The organism is Mesorhizobium sp. M8A.F.Ca.ET.202.01.1.1 (assembly GCF_004791595.1).
Taxonomy (GTDB): Bacteria; Pseudomonadota; Alphaproteobacteria; order Rhizobiales; family Rhizobiaceae; genus Mesorhizobium.
In genome coordinates, this window is record NZ_SRUN01000007.1 from 108,299 (window position 1) to 124,132 (window position 15,834).

At 62.1% G+C, this 15,834-nt stretch carries 12 protein-coding genes; 9 read left to right on the forward strand and 3 right to left on the reverse strand.

The features are described from left to right. Positions 1 to 53 precede the first annotated feature (53 nt). On the forward strand, positions 54 to 1,982 hold the full coding sequence (gene ftsH / locus EN845_RS16925; protein ID WP_127872126.1) for an ATP-dependent zinc metalloprotease FtsH: 1,929 nt from the start codon (positions 54 to 56) through the stop codon (positions 1,980 to 1,982). Positions 1,983 to 2,285: 303 nt separating this feature from the next. Here ftsH and EN845_RS16930 read toward each other — a convergent pair whose 3' ends face one another. Together EN845_RS16930 and EN845_RS16935 are read right to left on the reverse strand one after the other, a co-directional pair. Continuing rightward, the gene (locus EN845_RS16930; protein WP_127872125.1) at positions 2,286 to 2,744 is read right to left on the reverse strand and encodes a hypothetical protein; all 459 of its coding nucleotides are present in this window, start codon (positions 2,742 to 2,744) and stop codon (positions 2,286 to 2,288) included. A 237-nt stretch (positions 2,745 to 2,981) separates the two neighbouring features. Next, a complete protein-coding gene (locus tag EN845_RS16935; protein ID WP_127872124.1) occupies positions 2,982 to 3,821 on the reverse strand; it encodes a hypothetical protein in 840 nt (279 codons plus the stop codon). 369 nt (positions 3,822 to 4,190) lie between these two features. Here EN845_RS16935 and glmM point away from each other — a divergent pair, with 369 nt between their 5' ends. From glmM to EN845_RS16975, 8 genes are all read left to right on the forward strand, one after another. After that, on the forward strand, positions 4,191 to 5,543 hold the full coding sequence (gene glmM / locus EN845_RS16940; RefSeq protein ID WP_127279665.1) for a phosphoglucosamine mutase: 1,353 nt from the start codon (positions 4,191 to 4,193) through the stop codon (positions 5,541 to 5,543). A 245-nt stretch (positions 5,544 to 5,788) separates the two neighbouring features. Further along, on the forward strand, positions 5,789 to 6,640 hold the full coding sequence (locus tag EN845_RS16945; RefSeq protein WP_127872123.1) for an outer membrane protein: 852 nt from the start codon (positions 5,789 to 5,791) through the stop codon (positions 6,638 to 6,640). A 207-nt stretch (positions 6,641 to 6,847) separates the two neighbouring features. Further along, complete coding sequence (locus EN845_RS16950) at positions 6,848 to 7,630, forward strand: outer membrane protein (protein ID WP_127281137.1); 783 nt, start codon at positions 6,848 to 6,850, stop codon at positions 7,628 to 7,630. 258 nt (positions 7,631 to 7,888) lie between these two features. Continuing rightward, positions 7,889 to 9,064 (forward strand): phosphoserine transaminase, encoded by a 1,176-nt coding sequence (locus tag EN845_RS16955; protein ID WP_127872122.1) that lies wholly within the window; start codon positions 7,889 to 7,891, stop codon positions 9,062 to 9,064. Positions 9,065 to 9,128: 64 nt separating this feature from the next. Beyond that, a complete protein-coding gene (serA, locus tag EN845_RS16960) occupies positions 9,129 to 10,730 on the forward strand; it encodes a phosphoglycerate dehydrogenase (protein ID WP_127279677.1) in 1,602 nt (533 codons plus the stop codon). 527 nt (positions 10,731 to 11,257) lie between these two features. After that, positions 11,258 to 11,866 (forward strand): gluconate 2-dehydrogenase subunit 3 family protein, encoded by a 609-nt coding sequence (locus EN845_RS16965; protein ID WP_245464451.1) that lies wholly within the window; start codon positions 11,258 to 11,260, stop codon positions 11,864 to 11,866. A 2-nt stretch (positions 11,867 to 11,868) separates the two neighbouring features. Next, entirely contained in the window at positions 11,869 to 13,635 is a 1,767-nt protein-coding gene (locus tag EN845_RS16970) for a GMC family oxidoreductase (RefSeq protein ID WP_127872121.1), read from the forward strand. Beyond that, complete coding sequence (locus tag EN845_RS16975) at positions 13,632 to 14,843, forward strand: cytochrome c (RefSeq protein WP_127872120.1); 1,212 nt, start codon at positions 13,632 to 13,634, stop codon at positions 14,841 to 14,843. Before EN845_RS16970 ends, EN845_RS16975 begins: the two co-directional genes overlap by 4 nt. Before the next feature lie 62 nt (positions 14,844 to 14,905). Here EN845_RS16975 and EN845_RS16980 read toward each other — a convergent pair whose 3' ends face one another. Then, positions 14,906 to 15,805: a DMT family transporter gene (locus EN845_RS16980; protein WP_127872119.1), complete on the reverse strand. Its 900-nt coding sequence runs from the start codon at positions 15,803 to 15,805 to the stop codon at positions 14,906 to 14,908. Positions 15,806 to 15,834 lie beyond the last annotated feature (29 nt).

The window sequence follows — 15,834 nt, forward strand, 5'->3', positions numbered from 1 at the left end:
CCCAAGTTTCCTCTCATGATGCTGTCCGCTCGCGGACACCAACGGGACAATTGATGAATCCGAACTATCGCAACCTCGCGCTCTGGGCGATCATAGCGGTCCTGCTCATCGCCCTCTTCAATCTGTTCCAGACGCCGCAGACGCGCGGGGCTTCGAGCGATGTGCCTTATTCGCAGTTCCTGCAGGATGTCGCGGCCGGCCGGGTCAAGACGGTGACCATCGCGGGTGCCCGCATCACCGGCACCTACACCGACAATTCCAGCGGCTTCCAGACCTATTCGCCCGGCGATCCCCAACTGGTCTCGCGGCTGCAGGACAAGAACGTCACCATCAATGCGCGGCCCGAGACCGACGGTTCCAATTCGCTGTTCGGCTACCTGATCTCGTGGCTGCCGATGATCCTCATCCTCGGCGTGTGGATATTCTTCATGCGTCAGATGCAGTCCGGCTCCGGGCGCGCCATGGGCTTCGGCAAGTCGAAGGCCAAGCTCCTGACCGAGGCGCATGGCCGCGTCACCTTCCAGGACGTCGCCGGCGTCGACGAAGCCAAGGAAGATCTTGAAGAGATCGTCGAGTTCCTGCGCGATCCGCAGAAGTTCCAGCGCCTCGGCGGCAAGATTCCGCGCGGCGTGCTGCTGGTCGGTCCTCCCGGCACCGGCAAGACGCTGCTTGCCCGCTCGGTCGCCGGCGAAGCCAACGTGCCGTTCTTCACCATTTCAGGTTCGGATTTCGTCGAGATGTTCGTCGGCGTCGGCGCCAGCCGCGTCCGTGACATGTTCGACCAGGCCAAGAAGAATGCGCCCTGCATCATCTTCATCGACGAAATCGACGCCGTCGGCCGCCATCGCGGTGCCGGTCTCGGCGGCGGCAATGACGAGCGCGAGCAGACGCTGAACCAGTTGCTGGTCGAGATGGACGGCTTCGAATCCAACGAAAGCATCATCCTGATCGCCGCCACCAACCGGCCCGACGTGCTCGATCCGGCGTTGCTGCGTCCCGGCCGTTTCGACCGCCAGGTGGTGGTGCCCAACCCCGACATCGTCGGCCGCGAGAAGATCCTCAAGGTGCATGTGCGCAACGTGCCGCTGGCGCCCAATGTCGACCTCAAGGTCGTCGCTCGTGGTACGCCAGGCTTCTCCGGCGCCGACCTGATGAACCTTGTCAACGAATCCGCGCTGATGGCCGCGCGGCGCAACAAGCGCCTCGTCACCATGGCCGAGTTCGAGGACGCCAAGGACAAGATCATGATGGGCGCCGAGCGCCGCTCGTCGGCCATGACCCAGGCCGAGAAGGAGCTGACCGCCTATCACGAGGCCGGCCACGCCATCCTGGCGCTCAACGTGCCGTCGGCCGATCCGCTGCACAAGGCGACCATCATCCCGCGCGGCCGCGCGCTCGGCATGGTCATGCAGTTGCCGGAAGGCGACCGCTACTCCATGAGCTACAAATACATGGTCTCGCGCCTCGCCATCATGATGGGCGGCCGCGTCGCCGAGGAGTTCAAGTTCGGCAAGGAGAACATCACGTCGGGTGCCTCCTCCGACATCGAGCAGGCGACCAAGCTGGCGCGCGCCATGGTCACGCGCTGGGGCTTCTCCGACAAGCTCGGCCATGTCGCCTATGGCGACAACCAGGAAGAGGTCTTCCTTGGCCATTCGGTGGCGCGCACGCAAAACATCTCGGAAGAGACGGCGCAGATCATCGATGCGGAAGTGCGCCGGCTGATCGACGACGCCTATTCGACGGCGAAGTCGGTGCTGACCAAGAAGAAGAAGGAATGGATCGCGCTGGCGCAAGGCCTGCTCGAATACGAGACACTGTCCGGCGAGGAGATCAAGCAGTTGATCGAAGGGCAGAAGCCCTCGCGCGACCTTGGCGACGACACACCGCCGAGCCGTGGCTCGGCCGTTCCGAAGTCCGGAGGCCGCCGCAAGAAGGGTCCCGAGCCCGAAGGCGGCATGGAGCCGCAACCGCAGGGCTAGAGCGGTTCAGCGTTTGATAGAATCGCTAACCCGCTCTAACTCTTTGTTTTCACGCAATTCCGGACGGAAAGCCGTTACGCACTTTCCTGGAAATTGCTCCAGAACTCAAGGGGCGTGCCGGACGTACATTGGAGCGTCACCCCTCGGGCTTGTCCCGATGACCTGCAAACGCAGTTGGCGGTTTCCAACTCATACCCGGCGCCCAGATGTCGCCCGACAGCAGATCCTCGGGACAAGCCCGAGGATCACGGCTCAACGTCTGCGTGAAAAACTGTGAACCGCTTTATCCGCCGTATTCGACTTTTATGATTCAGCTTTCAGCCGCGCATTGCAAAGGCTGTAATAACCGCCGCCCTTCTGGATCCAGCGAAGGCCGTTCAACGTACCCGCCTCCTTGTTGCCGTGGTAACCCTGCAGGCAGGTCTTCATCCGCGCCTTCGCGGGCTTTTCGGTCTTGAACTCGGCGGCGAGGCTGGTCGGGAATGTCACGCCCACCGGCGCTACAGTTGGGGCGACCGCCGCGCTGGTTTCCTTTTTCGGCTGCGGCGTGGTTTCGACCGTATCCGCGCTGACACTCTCGGCGGCGGACGTCGCGCATTTCTCTTTGCGGAAAGCGGCCCAGTCCATGCCGTTCAGAGTGCCGCCTTCCTTGGCTGTCCGATAATTCTCGCCGCATTCCTTCATCGTCAGTGCGCTTGCAGGGGCGACGCTCCAAGCAACAAATGCGGTCGCAGCCAATACCGCCAATTTCAAACTGTGCATAAGACCCTCCTGGTTGATAATAAGCTTGACGTCCTTTTGTATACGTTTTGTTCTTTGTATGTTCAACCAGAATCTTTGCGGATTATCGATGAGCCTGGCGGGGGCAGTGTAGGCGAATTGATGATGCCGGCAGCCCCCGCAACATGCGTGCAAAGCCGCAGGCGTCTTCGCGCGCAACAAAAAGGCCCGCGCATCTTGCGATGCGCGGGCCTTTGTTTGGAGACTATGGCTACGCGATCAGCCCTTCAGCTTGGCATTGCAGAGGCTGTAGAAGCCGCCGCCCTTCTGGATCCACTTCAGGCCGCCGAGCGCGTTGGCGTCCTTGAGGACATAGTACTGGTCGAGGCAGGTATGCATGCGGCCCTTTCCGGGAGTTTCGCTGGCATACTTCGCCGAGATCGCGGACGGGAAGGTGACGCCCTTGGGCGCAACCGTCGTCGGCTTTGCCGGCTCCTTGGTGTAAGTGGCCTCGCTCGGGGCGGGCACGGTGTCGTCGTCGGACGCGCTGGCGCCGCATTCAGCCTTGCGGAAGTCGTTCCACTTCATGCCCTTCAGGGTGTTCGCCGTCTTGGCGGCCTGGTACTTGGTGCTGCATTCTGCCATGCTCAGACCCTTGCCAGAAGCAGCGGCCGGAGCTGCCGCCGCCTTGGTGGTCGCCGGTTTGGTGTCGGCGGCAGCGGATGCACCAGCGGCACATTCAGCCTTGCGGAAGTCGTTCCACTTCATGCCGTTCAGCGTGCCGGCGGCCTTGGCCGCCTGGTACTTGGTGCTGCATTCCTTGGCGGTCAGGCCCTTGGCCGTGCTGTCGGCAGCCGCGGCCGCAGCCTTGGTGGTCTTGGCCGGCTTGGTTTCAGTCGCCTTGGTGGTGGCAGCCTTGGTATCGGTGGTGGCCGCGGCGTCGGTACCGCATTGCGCCTTGCGGAACTGGTTCCAGGTCGCCCCCGCAAGCGTCCCCGCGTCCTTGGCGGCGTTATACTTCGTGCTGCACTCGGCCATCGTCAGCGCGTTGGCTGGCGCGGCCAGGAACAACGTCGCGACCGCGAGGCCGGTGAGAGTGGCAATTCGGTGGATGAGCATAGCGTTTCTCCGTGGCTGAAGCCCATTATACGTCCCAGCGAATCAATAACGCTCAACGGTCGGTTGCGCCAGATGCCAGGTGGCTTATATATCGCCGGAAATCGCCTTCTAACGACAAGGTGATGAAATCATTTGAACTTACGGCCGCCGAGCTAAGAATTCTCGGGGTGCATCCGCGCTCGATGGCTCGGAAAACTGGTATATTGTGGCGCAACGGTGGCTCGGTAACAGGACGCCACCAGGTTGTGTGCAGTGCACAACAATGATTTTCTAAGGATTGGTAACATATAATCACACAATGTGATCGGGGCACGACGGCCAATTGTGGCATGACGTGCCGGCTAAGGACAATCAGGGATACTGGCTAGCATGGCAGGGAATTACTTCGGCACGGACGGCATTCGCGGGCGCGCCAACAAGTTTCCGATGACCGCGGAAATCGCCATGCGGGTCGGCATGGCCGCTGGCCTTTCGTTCCAGCGCGGCAGCCATCGCCATCGTGTCGTGCTCGGCAAGGACACCAGGCTTTCCGGCTACATGATCGAGAACGCGATGGTGGCCGGCCTTTGCGCCGCCGGCATGGACGTGTTCCTGCTCGGCCCGATCCCGACGCCGGCGGTGGCCATGCTGGTGCGTTCGCTGCGCGCCGATATCGGCGTCATGATCTCGGCTTCGCACAATCCCTATTACGACAACGGCATCAAGCTGTTCGGCCCGGACGGCTACAAGCTCTCCGACGAGATCGAAGAACGCATTGAGAGCATGCTCGACAAGGACATCGAACTGGCGCTCGCCGATTCCGACGGGCTTGGCCGCGCCAAGCGCGTCGATGGCGTGCACGACCGCTACATCGAATTCGCCAAGCGCACCTTGCCGCGCTCGATGTCGCTTTCGGGTCTCAGGATCGTCGTCGACTGCGCCAATGGCGCGGCCTACAAGGTGGCGCCAGAGGCGCTGTGGGAGCTTGGCGCCGAGGTCGTGGCCATCAATGTCGAGCCCAACGGCTTCAACATCAACAGGGAATGCGGTTCGACCCATCCGGCCGGGCTGCAAAAGAAGGTGCATGAAGTGCGCGCCGACATCGGCATCGCGCTCGACGGCGATGCCGACCGCGTCGTCATCGTCGACGAGAACGGGGCCATCGTCGACGGCGACCAGATCATGGCGCTGATTGCCGAATCCTGGCACCAGAGCGGGCGGCTGGCCGGCGGTGGCGTCGTTTCGACCGTCATGTCCAATCTCGGCCTTGAACGCTTTCTCGGCGACATGAAGCTGCAATTGCACCGCACCAAGGTCGGCGACCGCTATGTCGTGGAGCATATGCGCGCGCATGGGCTCAATGTCGGCGGCGAGCAGTCGGGTCACATCGTGCTGTCCGACTTTTCAACCACCGGCGACGGTCTGGTCTCGGCGCTGCAGGTGCTGGCCTGCATCAAGCGGCAGGGCCGCCCGGTCAGCGAACTGTCGAAGAAGTTCGAGCCGGTGCCGCAACTGTTGAAGAACGTTCGCATCGCCGGCGGCAAGCCGCTGGAGGAGGCCCTGGTCAAGGCCGCGATCGAAGACGCCCGTCACCGTCTCGGCAAGGCCGGGCGGCTGGTCATCCGCCCATCCGGCACCGAGCCGCTGATCCGTGTCATGGCCGAGGGCGACGATCCGCAACTGGTCGAGGCCGTCGTCAACGACATCGTCGGGGTCATCTCGGAAACCCGCAGCGCCGCCTGACATTCGCCCGCCGGAAGGCGCCGCCGCCTTGCTTGCATCGAAGCCCGCCCCGCCGGCGGGCTTTTTGTTGGCCGGAGAACCGGTTCATTCTGTCGAAATCATCGCCAGATCTCCTGGATTTTAGAGATTCGTGGTTAATCGACAAGGTTAAACGCCTTTTAACTTTTGCAATTCATTATCCACGCCTGAAAGCCAATTTCATTCGGACACGATCGCCGTTCCGAGGGTTTCTAGGGGTGACAAGCATGTTCAATACAGCAAGAAAGGCCCTGTTCGCGCTGCTGTTCGCGGGCTTGGCCTGGCCGGTATTCGCGGCTGACCTGCCTGAGCCGCAGGTCGAAGAAGCGCCACCGCCGGTCTATGAGCAGCCGGTCGACGTCGGCGGATGGTATATCCGCGGCGACCTCGACTATCACAAGTCGAAGGTGGGTGACATCGACTACATCACCTATGGGGCCGCGCCCTGCCCGTGCGGACCTCCCGTCGGGGTCGCCGGCAGCAAGAGCTTCGACTACGGCAAGCTCAAGGGCGGCTTCTCGCTCGGCGGCGGCGTCGGCTACAAGATCAATGAACACTTCCGCACCGACCTGACCGCCGATTATTGGTTCAAGTCGAACTTCAACGGCGCCACCTCGGATCTCACCACGACCTCCACCGAAGTGTCGAAGATGAGCGCCTTGCTGCTGCTGGCCAATGCGTATGTCGATATTGGCACCTGGCATGGCATCACGCCCTATGTCGGCGCCGGCATCGGCGGTGCGCGCGTCAAGTGGGATACTGTCTACGATCCGAACACGACCGAGTCCAACCCCGGAACATCCAGCTGGCGCTTCGCCTACGCGGTCATGGCCGGCGCCTCCTACTGTCTGACCGACAAAGTCATCCTCGATGCTGGCTACCGTTTCTCCCATATTCAGGGCGGTCGCATGTTCGAGTATGGTCCAAGCGGCGCCACGCCGGGCGCCGGGCCGGGCTTCGATCACGGCTTCAACACCAACGAAGTGCGCGGTGGCTTGCGCTATCAGTTTGGCGGTAACAACGGGTGCAGCGTACCGGTTGCCTATCAGCCCGAACCCGAGCCGATCTACACCAAGTAATCGTCTAGAAGTTCCAAGAATTCGTCGACCGCCCGGCATCAGCCGGGCGGTTTTCGTTTGAGATGATCCGGGGTGAGTCCGTTCGAAATCAATTAGCTAACGCTCTGTTAGCCTTAACCGGCACTTAACCACTATGGTTAACAATGCTCCTTGAAACGATGGCTGCCTGCGTGATCGCAGGTGTCGCCAAATTGGGAGTCGGGGACCATGACACTCATATCGCGTATTGCGTTGGCGCTTGCCGGATTTGGCCTCTTGCCACTGACATCGGCACTCGCCGCCGATTACGATCCTCCGGTCTATGTCGACCAGGCGCCGGACTATGTGCCGGTCGAGGTCGGCTCCGGATGGTATCTGCGCGGCGACGTCTCCTATCTGGTGCAAAAGAGCTTCAAAAACGGGGATTTCACCTTCCCGTCGGCGATCAACAACGAAAACTTTAGCGAGAGCAACAAAGCGGCCTTCGCGAGCATCGGTTTCGGCTATCATTTCACCGACTATCTGCGCGCCGATCTCAACCTCGGCTATTTGCCCGGTAACGACGTCAGCTTCAGCTATGACGATTCAGCGGTCGTCACGCTGCCGACATTGTCGACCCAGGGATCGGGATCGCTGAAGAACTATGCCTTCTCGGGGATACTCAATGGCTATGTCGATCTCGGCACATATGTCGGAATCACGCCCTATCTCGGCGCCGGCATCGGTGTTGTCCGCAGCAGGCACACGCTTTCGGCGACTTACACGGATAACAATGTCCCCGCCAACAGTTTCAACCTGCAGGACAACAAGACACAGTATTCCTTCGCCTATACGTTGAATGCCGGCCTTGCCTATCAGGTTTCCAAGAACGTTTCCGTCGATCTCGGTTATCAGTATTTCTCGGCCCCCGACGCCGAATATGTGACGGCCGAAAGCCTGACCTCCTTCCCGGTCCACAAGGGAATCAGCAATCACCAGGTCAAGCTGGGGCTGCGCTACGATCTCTGGTAGGTCCCGCACAGATCAGCATTTCGGCGGCGGATCCCTGCGGTCCGCCGTCTGCATTTGAATCACGCGATCCTGATCACGGACATTCTTGTTTGATGCATGTCGTCGACCCAAAACCGCCGGGCACTTTTGGGCGACATGCATTTGGTATCCCGGCAGCGACAAAAACTTTCCTCTTGACGCCCGAGGCCTGAACGCATATCGCCGTCCGTGGGCCACCCCTCCCCAACGAGGGGCCACTATCTGGAAGGATAGACCACGATGACGACGCATACGAAGCCCGGATTCCGTCCGGTAAATCCCAATTTTTCCTCAGGTCCCTGCGCAAAACGTCCCGGCTGGTCGGTCGAGGCGCTGAAATCCGCTGCGCTCGGCCGCTCCCACCGCGCCAAGATCGGCAAGACAAAGCTCGAGCAGGCGATCGCGCTGACGCGCGAGATTCTCAACGTTCCGGCGGACTACCGCATCGGCATCGTGCCGGCCTCCGACACGGGTGCCGTCGAGATGGCGCTGTGGTCGCTGCTCGGCGAGCGCGGCGTCGACATGGTCGCCTGGGAAAGCTTCGGCTCCGGTTGGGTCACCGACGTGGTCAAGCAACTGAAACTCGCCGATATCAGAAAGATCGAGGCTGGCTATGGCGCGCTGCCTGATCTGACCAAGATCGATTTCGACCGCGATGTGGTCTTCACCTGGAACGGCACGACCTCGGGCGTGCGCGTGCCGAACGGTGATTTCATCCCAGCCGATCGCAAGGGGCTGACCATCTGCGACGCGACGTCGGCCGCCTTCGCGCAAAGGCTGGACTTCGAGAAGCTCGATGTCGTGACCTTCTCCTGGCAGAAGGTGCTGGGCGGCGAGGGCGCGCATGGCATGCTGATCCTGTCGCCACGTGCCGTCGCGCGGCTGGAGAGCTACAAGCCTTCATGGCCGTTGCCGAAAATCTTCCGCCTGACCTCGGGCGGCAAGCTGATCGAAGGCATCTTCAAGGGCGAAACCATCAACACGCCATCGATGCTTTGCGTCGAGGACTATCTCGATGCGTTGAACTGGGCGAAGTCGATCGGTGGCCTCGATGCGCTGATTGCCAGGGCGGATGCCAATGCCGCCGTGCTCGACCGGTTCGTGGAAAGCTCATCCTGGCTCGGTCATCTCGCCGTCGCGCCGGCGACACGCTCGAACACGTCGGTCTGTCTGTCCTTCAGCGATCCGGATATCGCGGCGCTCGACGCTGACGGGCAGGCGGCGTTCGCCAAGGGGCTTGTCTCGACGCTCGACAAGGAAGGCGTCGCCTACGACATCGGTTCCTACCGCGATGCCCCACCGGGATTGCGCATCTGGTGCGGCGCAACCGTCGAGACCTCCGATCTCGAAGCGCTGCTGCCCTGGCTCGACTGGGCCTTTGCCAGCCAGAAGGCGTCGCTGAAAGCGGCTGCCTGAGGTACTCCGCGGCGGCCCGAGGGCCGTCCGTTCCCGGATCAATCTCATTTTCAAGGAGGCCGCCATGGCGCCCCGCGTTCTCGTTTCCGACAAACTCTCTCCTACCGCCGTGCAGATCTTCAAGGATCGCGGCGTCGAGGTCGACTATCTGCCCGACCTCGGCAAGGACAAGGAAAAGCTGCTTGAAGTGATCGGCCAGTACGACGGCCTCGCCATCCGCTCGGCGACCAAAGTCACCGAGAAGCTGATCAACGCCGCCACCAATCTCAAGGTCATCGGCCGCGCCGGCATCGGCGTCGACAATGTCGATATCCCGGCGGCAAGCCGCAAAGGTATCATCGTGATGAACACGCCCTTCGGCAATTCGATCACGACGGCCGAACACGCCGTGGCGATGATCTTCGCGCTCGCCCGCCAGATACCGGAAGCCAACGCTTCGACCCATGCCGGTAGATGGGAGAAAAACCGCTTCATGGGCGTCGAGATCACCGGCAAGACGCTCGGCGTCATCGGCTGCGGCAACATCGGTTCGATCGTCGCCACACGCGGCGTCGGGCTGAAGATGCATGTCGTCGCCTTCGACCCGTTCCTCTCGGACAAGCGGGCCGAGGAACTCGGCGTCGACAAGGTGGAACTGGACGAACTCTTCGCCCGCGCGGACTTCATCACGCTGCACACGCCGCTGACCGACAAGACCCGCAACATCATCGATGCGGCCGCCATCGCCAAGATGAAGAACGGCGTGCGCATCATAAACTGCGCCCGTGGCGGGCTGGTGGTCGAAGCCGACCTCGTCGCGGCGCTGAAGAGCGGCAAAGTGGCGGGCGCCGGTATCGACGTGTTCGAGGTCGAACCGGCGGAGCAGAATACGCTGTTCGGCATGGAGAACGTGGTGGCGACGCCGCATCTCGGCGCCTCGACGGCGGAAGCGCAGGAGAATGTCGCGCTGCAGGTCGCCGAGCAGATGGCCGACTACCTGATCAAGGGTGCAGTCTCCAACGCCATAAACATGCCGTCGATCACGGCGGAAGAGGCGCCACGGCTGAAGCCGTTCGTCAAGCTCGCCGAAGTGCTCGGCGCCTTCGTCGGCCAGGTGACCGAGGATCCGATCACCGAGGTCGAGATCCTGTTCGACGGCTCGACCGCGACGATGAACACGCGCGCGCTGATCAGCGCTGCCCTGGCCGGGCTGATCAGGCCGCAGGTCGCCGACGTCAACATGGTCTCGGCGCCGATCATGGTGAAAGAGCGCGGCATCATCGTCGCCGAGGTCAAGCGCGACAAATCGGGCGTCTTCGACGGCTATATCAAGCTGACGGTCAAGACCGAGCACAGGACCCGCTCGATCGCCGGCACCTGCTTCTCCGACGGCAAGCCGCGCTTCATCCAGATCAAGGGCATCAACCTCGACGCCGAGGTCGGCCAGCACATGCTCTACACGACCAATGCCGACGCGCCCGGCATCATCGGCCTGCTCGGTACTGTCTGTGGCGAGAATGGCGTCAACATCGCCAACTTCCAGCTTGGCCGCAATCGGCCGGGGGGCGACGCCATCGCCCTGCTCTATCTCGACGCGCCGTTCCCGGAAAAGGTGCTGGAGCAGGTGCGGGGCCACAAGTCGATCGACTCGGCAAAGCGCCTCCAGTTCGACGTGGGCGGGTTCTAGTCGATCCCTCCGCACCCTCAGGGTGATAAGCAAAACCATTACGACGCCCCGTTTGCCGGCATGCATGCGGGGCGTTGCCGTGACCGCTGGAGTGGCCTGGCGGGTTGGGCCGTTGCCGGCGGTAGCACGCTTTGGAAACCCGCCTGATGATACGCTCGTTGCTTCAAGCTGCTACAAGGATATCCTCTTTAGCCATCAGTACATTAGCGCATGACGATAAGAAGATGACTGGCCTAATCTAACGATTTTGTGATCTGCTTGACGATCCCGGTTTCTTTCCGCAGGCTGACACCAAGTGATTGGCATGACTTAAACTTAACAGATTTTGTCATGATTTTGCGCGCTCCTTTCGGCGCGCCTCTATTGTTGTCGGGGTGCCTTCGATGGATCGTCACAATACTGTCCGACTGAGCCGCCGTCTTTTTCTGTCTTCGGTTGCGATGTTTACGGCAACGGCAACATCGGCAAGCTTTGCCCGATCCTTGTCGGGCTCGCTGCCTTGGGCGCCGCTGTCGTCCGATCCGCCGATGCAGGTCGTGTCCGGCGGCTGGCAGTTCTTCACGCCGCAGGAAGCCGCGCTCGTCGAGGCCATCGTCGACCGCCTTGTCCCCGCCGACGATCTCTCGATGGGCGGCAAGGAGGCCGGCTGCGCTGTCTATATAGACCGTCAGTTGACGGGCGCGTTCGGAACGTCGAGCCGGCTCTACACAAAAGGACCGTTCCTGCCGGGGTTGCCCACGCAAGGTTACCAGGGCGAAGCCAATCCCGCCCAGCGTTACCGCATCGGCCTTGCCGCCATCGACGCTTTCCTGAAACAGCGCGACGGCAAGACATTCGCCGAGCTCCAGCCGGCGGACCAGGATGCATTCCTGACCGCCATGGAAGCTGGAAAGGTTGACTTGCCAAACGGCGTCAAGGGTCCTGGTTTCTTCGGGCTTCTGTTGCAGAACACGATGGAAGGGTTCTTTGCCGATCCGGTCTATGGCGGCAACAAGGACATGGTCTCGTGGCGCATGCTTGGTTTCCCCGGCGCTCGCTATGACTACCGGGACCACGTCAGCAAGCACAATCAGCCCTATCCGCGGCCGCCCGTCTCCATCGAAGGCAGCCCGGAATGGCTCGTGAAAAGGAGCTGACCATGGCGACGATACTGCCTCGCAAGGATGTCGTGATCGTCGGCCTCGGCTGGACAGGGTCCATCCTTGCGCATGAACTCACCGATCAGGGCCTGGACGTTCTGGCCATCGAGCGTGGTCCCTGGCGCGATACGGCAACCGATTTCAACATCGGCTACGCACAGGACGAGTTGCGCTACAGCGTGCGGCGCGACCTGTTCCTGCAGCCTGCCGTGGAAACGCTGACAATGCGCAACGACCCGTCGCAGTCGGCGCTGCCGATGCGCGATTTCGGCTCGTTCCTGCCAGGCAACGGTGTCGGTGGCGCCGGGGTGCACTGGAACGGCCACACCTGGCGGTTCTGGGATTCGGATTTTCAGATCAAGACCAACCTGACCAAGAGGTATGGCGCGGCACGGATCGCCGATCTCCAGGTCGAGGACTGGGGCGTGACCGGCGCCGAGATGGAGCCTTATTACGACCAGTTCGAATATCTGGCGGGCATCTCGGGCAAAGCCGGCAACATCAAGGGGCAGCTACAGGAAGGCGGCAATCCGTTCGAGGATCCGAGGTCGCGGGACTATCCGAACCCGCCGATGGAGATGACCTACGCGCCGACCCTGTTCGCCAATGCCGGCCGGTCCATGGGATTGCACCCGTTCCCGACACCGTCCGCCAACATGTCACGGACCTATGTCAATCCGCTCGGCATCACCATGGGGCAGTGCACCTATTGCGGATTCTGCGAGCGGTTCGGCTGCGCCAACTATTCCAAATCCAGCGCCCAGACCACCATCCTTCCCGTCCTGATGAAGAAGGCCAATTTCGAGGTCCGGACCGATAGCGAGGTGCTGCATGTCGATCTTGCCGCCGGCGGCAAGTCGGCGCGCGGCGTAACCTATGTCGATACGTCGGGACAGGAATTCTTCCAGCCGGCCGATCTCGTGCTTCTGTGCGCCTACGGCCTGCACAATGCCCGGCTGATGATGCTGTCGGGCATCGGCAGGATCTATGATCCCGCTACCGGCGAGGGCACGGTCGGCCGCAACTACTGCTACCAGACCAACGCCGGCGTGCAGGTGTTCTTCGATGACAAGAACTTCAATCCGTTCATTGCCGCGGGCGCGCTCGGTCAGACGATCGACGACTATAATGGCGACGCCTTCGACCACGGCGGGCTCGATTTCGTCGGCGGCGCGGGCATAAACTGCATCCCCACCAATGGACGTCCCATTGGGACCCGGCCGACGCTGCCGGGCACGCCGAAGTGGGGCAGCGCCTGGAAGAAGGCGACCGTCGCGGGCTACAAAAGCACGCTCGGCTTCTCCTCGCAGGGCAGCAGCTACGCGACACGCACCAACTACCTCGACCTCGACCCGACCTACAAGGATCGCTTCGGCCGGCCGCTTATGCGCATGACCTTCGATTTTCCCGACAACGATATCAGGATGTCGAATTACCTCTGCGACCGGATGGAGGAAATTGCAAAGACGCTTGGCGGCAAGCAATACAATGTCGGCCGTCGCAAAAAGGGCTGGGACAGCGTCCCTTATCAAAGCACCCACAATACTGGCGGCGCCATCATGGGAACCGACCCGAAGAGGAGCGCGGTCAACACCTTCCTGCAAAGCTGGGATGTGCCCAACGTCTTCGTCATCGGCGCGTCGGCCTTTCCGCAGAATGCCGGCAAGAATCCGACCGGAACGGTCGGCGCGCTCGCCTACCGCGCCGCTGACGGCATCCGCAATCATTATCTTCGCAATCCCGGCGCCCCGTTGGTGCAGGCATGAGGACGCTCGCTGCCGGCGCCGGCGCGGCCCTGCTGGCGATCACGCCTGCACTTGCCGCCGATCAGGCCGACCAGATCATCCGCGGCCAATACCAGGCGGTGCTCGGCGATTGCGCGGGCTGTCATACGAGGCCGGGGGGCAAGCCGCTGGCCGGCGGCCTGCCGCTCGAAACGCCCTTCGGCGCACTGGTGCCGCCCAACATCACGCCCGACCACGAGACGGGCATCGGCAATTGGTCGGAGATCGATTTCCGCAACATGATGAAGACGGGCGTCGGCCACGATGGCGTGCGGCTCTATCCCGCCATGCCGTATCCCGCCTATACCAGGATGACCGAGCAGGACATCTCCGACCTGTGGGCCTACATGACCACGGTCGAGCCGGTCGCGAACAAGGTCGAGGCGAACCAGTTGCCGTTCCCGTTGAACATCCGGCTGGCGATGTGGGGCTGGAATCTCCTGAACTTCAGCGAGGCGAGCTTCCAGGCCGATCCCTCCAAGTCGGCGGAGTGGAATCGCGGCGCCTATATCGTCCAGGGGGCCGGGCACTGCGGGACCTGCCATACGCCCAAATCCTTCCTGGGCGCCGATCAGGACTCCAGCTTCCTGCAAGGGGCGTCGCTGCAGGGCTGGTTCGCCCCCGACATCACCAACAATGCTCAATCCGGCCTTGGCAAATGGTCGCAAGAGGATGTGGTCGCTTACCTCAAGACCGGCGTCAACGCGCATTCGATCGCGTCCGGTCCGATGGCCGAGGCGATCGAGAACTCGACCTCCAAAATGATGGATCCCGACCTAAAGGCCGTGGCCGTCTATCTCAAGAACCTGGGGTCGGACACCGGCAGTGCGCAGGCGCCCAAGCCCGACGAAGCGCGGATGGTGGCGGGCGAGGCGATCTACCGTGACAATTGTTCGGCCTGCCATGGCGGCGACGGCGCCGGGGCCGGCGCGTTGTTCCCCACCCTCATCGGCAATTCCATCGTCGCGCAGGGCAATCCCGAGACGCTTGCGCGCGTCGTTCTTGCCGGAAGCCAGGCGGTGCACACGACTGGTGCTCCGACCACGCCTTCGATGCCCTCGCTGGCATGGCGGCTGAAGGACCAGGAAATCGCCGACGTGCTGACCTATGTGCGCGGCAGCTGGGGCAATTCCGCGCCGGCGGTCTCGTCCGACGATATCGCGGCGGTGCGCAAGGAATTGGTGCCGTAGCCTGCATTCCGGGCTGGATTTCGATATCGTTGCGAAAGCCGAACGATTGACTGACGGCGGCTCTATCGGCGGTTCAGCATCGTCTTTCGTCCGCTGTATTCGGCGAGCCAGATGCCGCCCAGAACGAGGACCAGCGCCAGCGCCTGATAGAGCTGGAAAGTCTCGCCCACGATCAGCACCGAAAGCAGCGTGCCGAAGATCGGCACTAGATTGATGAACAGGCCGGCGCGGTTGGCGCCGATCAGCTCGTTGCCCCTGATATAGGTAATCTGCGAGATCACCGAAGCGCCGATCGCCGTATAGACGATGACCGTCCAGCCGCGCGCATCGGGCACGATCACCTTGCCGGCGGCGGCCTCCCACAGGAAAAAGGGCAATGAGGTGATGAGTGCCGCGAACGACATGGCCAGCATCAGGCTCTGCCAGCGCATCGCCGGCTTCAGCCGCAACCCGACCGAATAGCCGCTGTAGAGGACGACCGCGACCAGCATGATGGCGTCGCCGAAATTGAGTTCCAGCGTCAGCAGCCGGCGTGGATCGCCATGGCAGGCCGTCAGGATGACGCCGAAGATGGTCAGCACCACGCCGGCGATCTGCGCCCAGTTCACGCGCAGGCGGAAGAAAACGAAATTGGCTGTCATGATCAGGATCGGCATCGCCGCCTGCTCGATAGAGACATTGATTGCCGTGGTGTAATTGAGCGCGGTGTAGAAAATGGTGTTGAACAGGGTGAAGCCGCTGGCGCCCAGCGCCGCCAGCACGATCCAGTGCCTGCGCACGACAGGCCAATCCTCCTGGATCGTGCGCCAGCCGATCGGCAGTAGGATTGCCACGGCCAGCATCCAGCGCAGGAAGACCAGCGTCATCGGCGAGACGTGGTCGACCGCCAGCTTGCCGGCCACCGAATTGCCGCCCCACAGCAAGGTGGTGAGCAGCAGGAACATGTAGGCGCTTCGATGCATCGCGGGCTTCCGGCCGCGGGATGAGTTGC

Coding starts and splice junctions, on each gene's coding strand:
- EN845_RS16975 (WP_127872120.1), top strand. CDS start 13,632: ATGAGGACGCTCGCTGCCGGCGCCGGCGCGGCCCTGCTGGCGATCACG.
- glmM (WP_127279665.1), top strand. CDS start 4,191: ATGGCAGGGAATTACTTCGGCACGGACGGCATTCGCGGGCGCGCCAAC.
- EN845_RS16970 (WP_127872121.1), top strand. CDS start 11,869: ATGGCGACGATACTGCCTCGCAAGGATGTCGTGATCGTCGGCCTCGGC.
- EN845_RS16980 (WP_127872119.1), bottom strand. CDS start 15,805: ATGCATCGAAGCGCCTACATGTTCCTGCTGCTCACCACCTTGCTGTGG.
- EN845_RS16945 (WP_127872123.1), top strand. CDS start 5,789: ATGTTCAATACAGCAAGAAAGGCCCTGTTCGCGCTGCTGTTCGCGGGC.
- serA (WP_127279677.1), top strand. CDS start 9,129: ATGGCGCCCCGCGTTCTCGTTTCCGACAAACTCTCTCCTACCGCCGTG.
- EN845_RS16955 (WP_127872122.1), top strand. CDS start 7,889: ATGACGACGCATACGAAGCCCGGATTCCGTCCGGTAAATCCCAATTTT.
- EN845_RS16935 (WP_127872124.1), bottom strand. CDS start 3,821: ATGCTCATCCACCGAATTGCCACTCTCACCGGCCTCGCGGTCGCGACG.
- EN845_RS16930 (WP_127872125.1), bottom strand. CDS start 2,744: ATGCACAGTTTGAAATTGGCGGTATTGGCTGCGACCGCATTTGTTGCT.
- EN845_RS16950 (WP_127281137.1), top strand. CDS start 6,848: ATGACACTCATATCGCGTATTGCGTTGGCGCTTGCCGGATTTGGCCTC.
- EN845_RS16965 (WP_245464451.1), top strand. CDS start 11,258: ATGCAGGTCGTGTCCGGCGGCTGGCAGTTCTTCACGCCGCAGGAAGCC.
- ftsH (WP_127872126.1), top strand. CDS start 54: ATGAATCCGAACTATCGCAACCTCGCGCTCTGGGCGATCATAGCGGTC.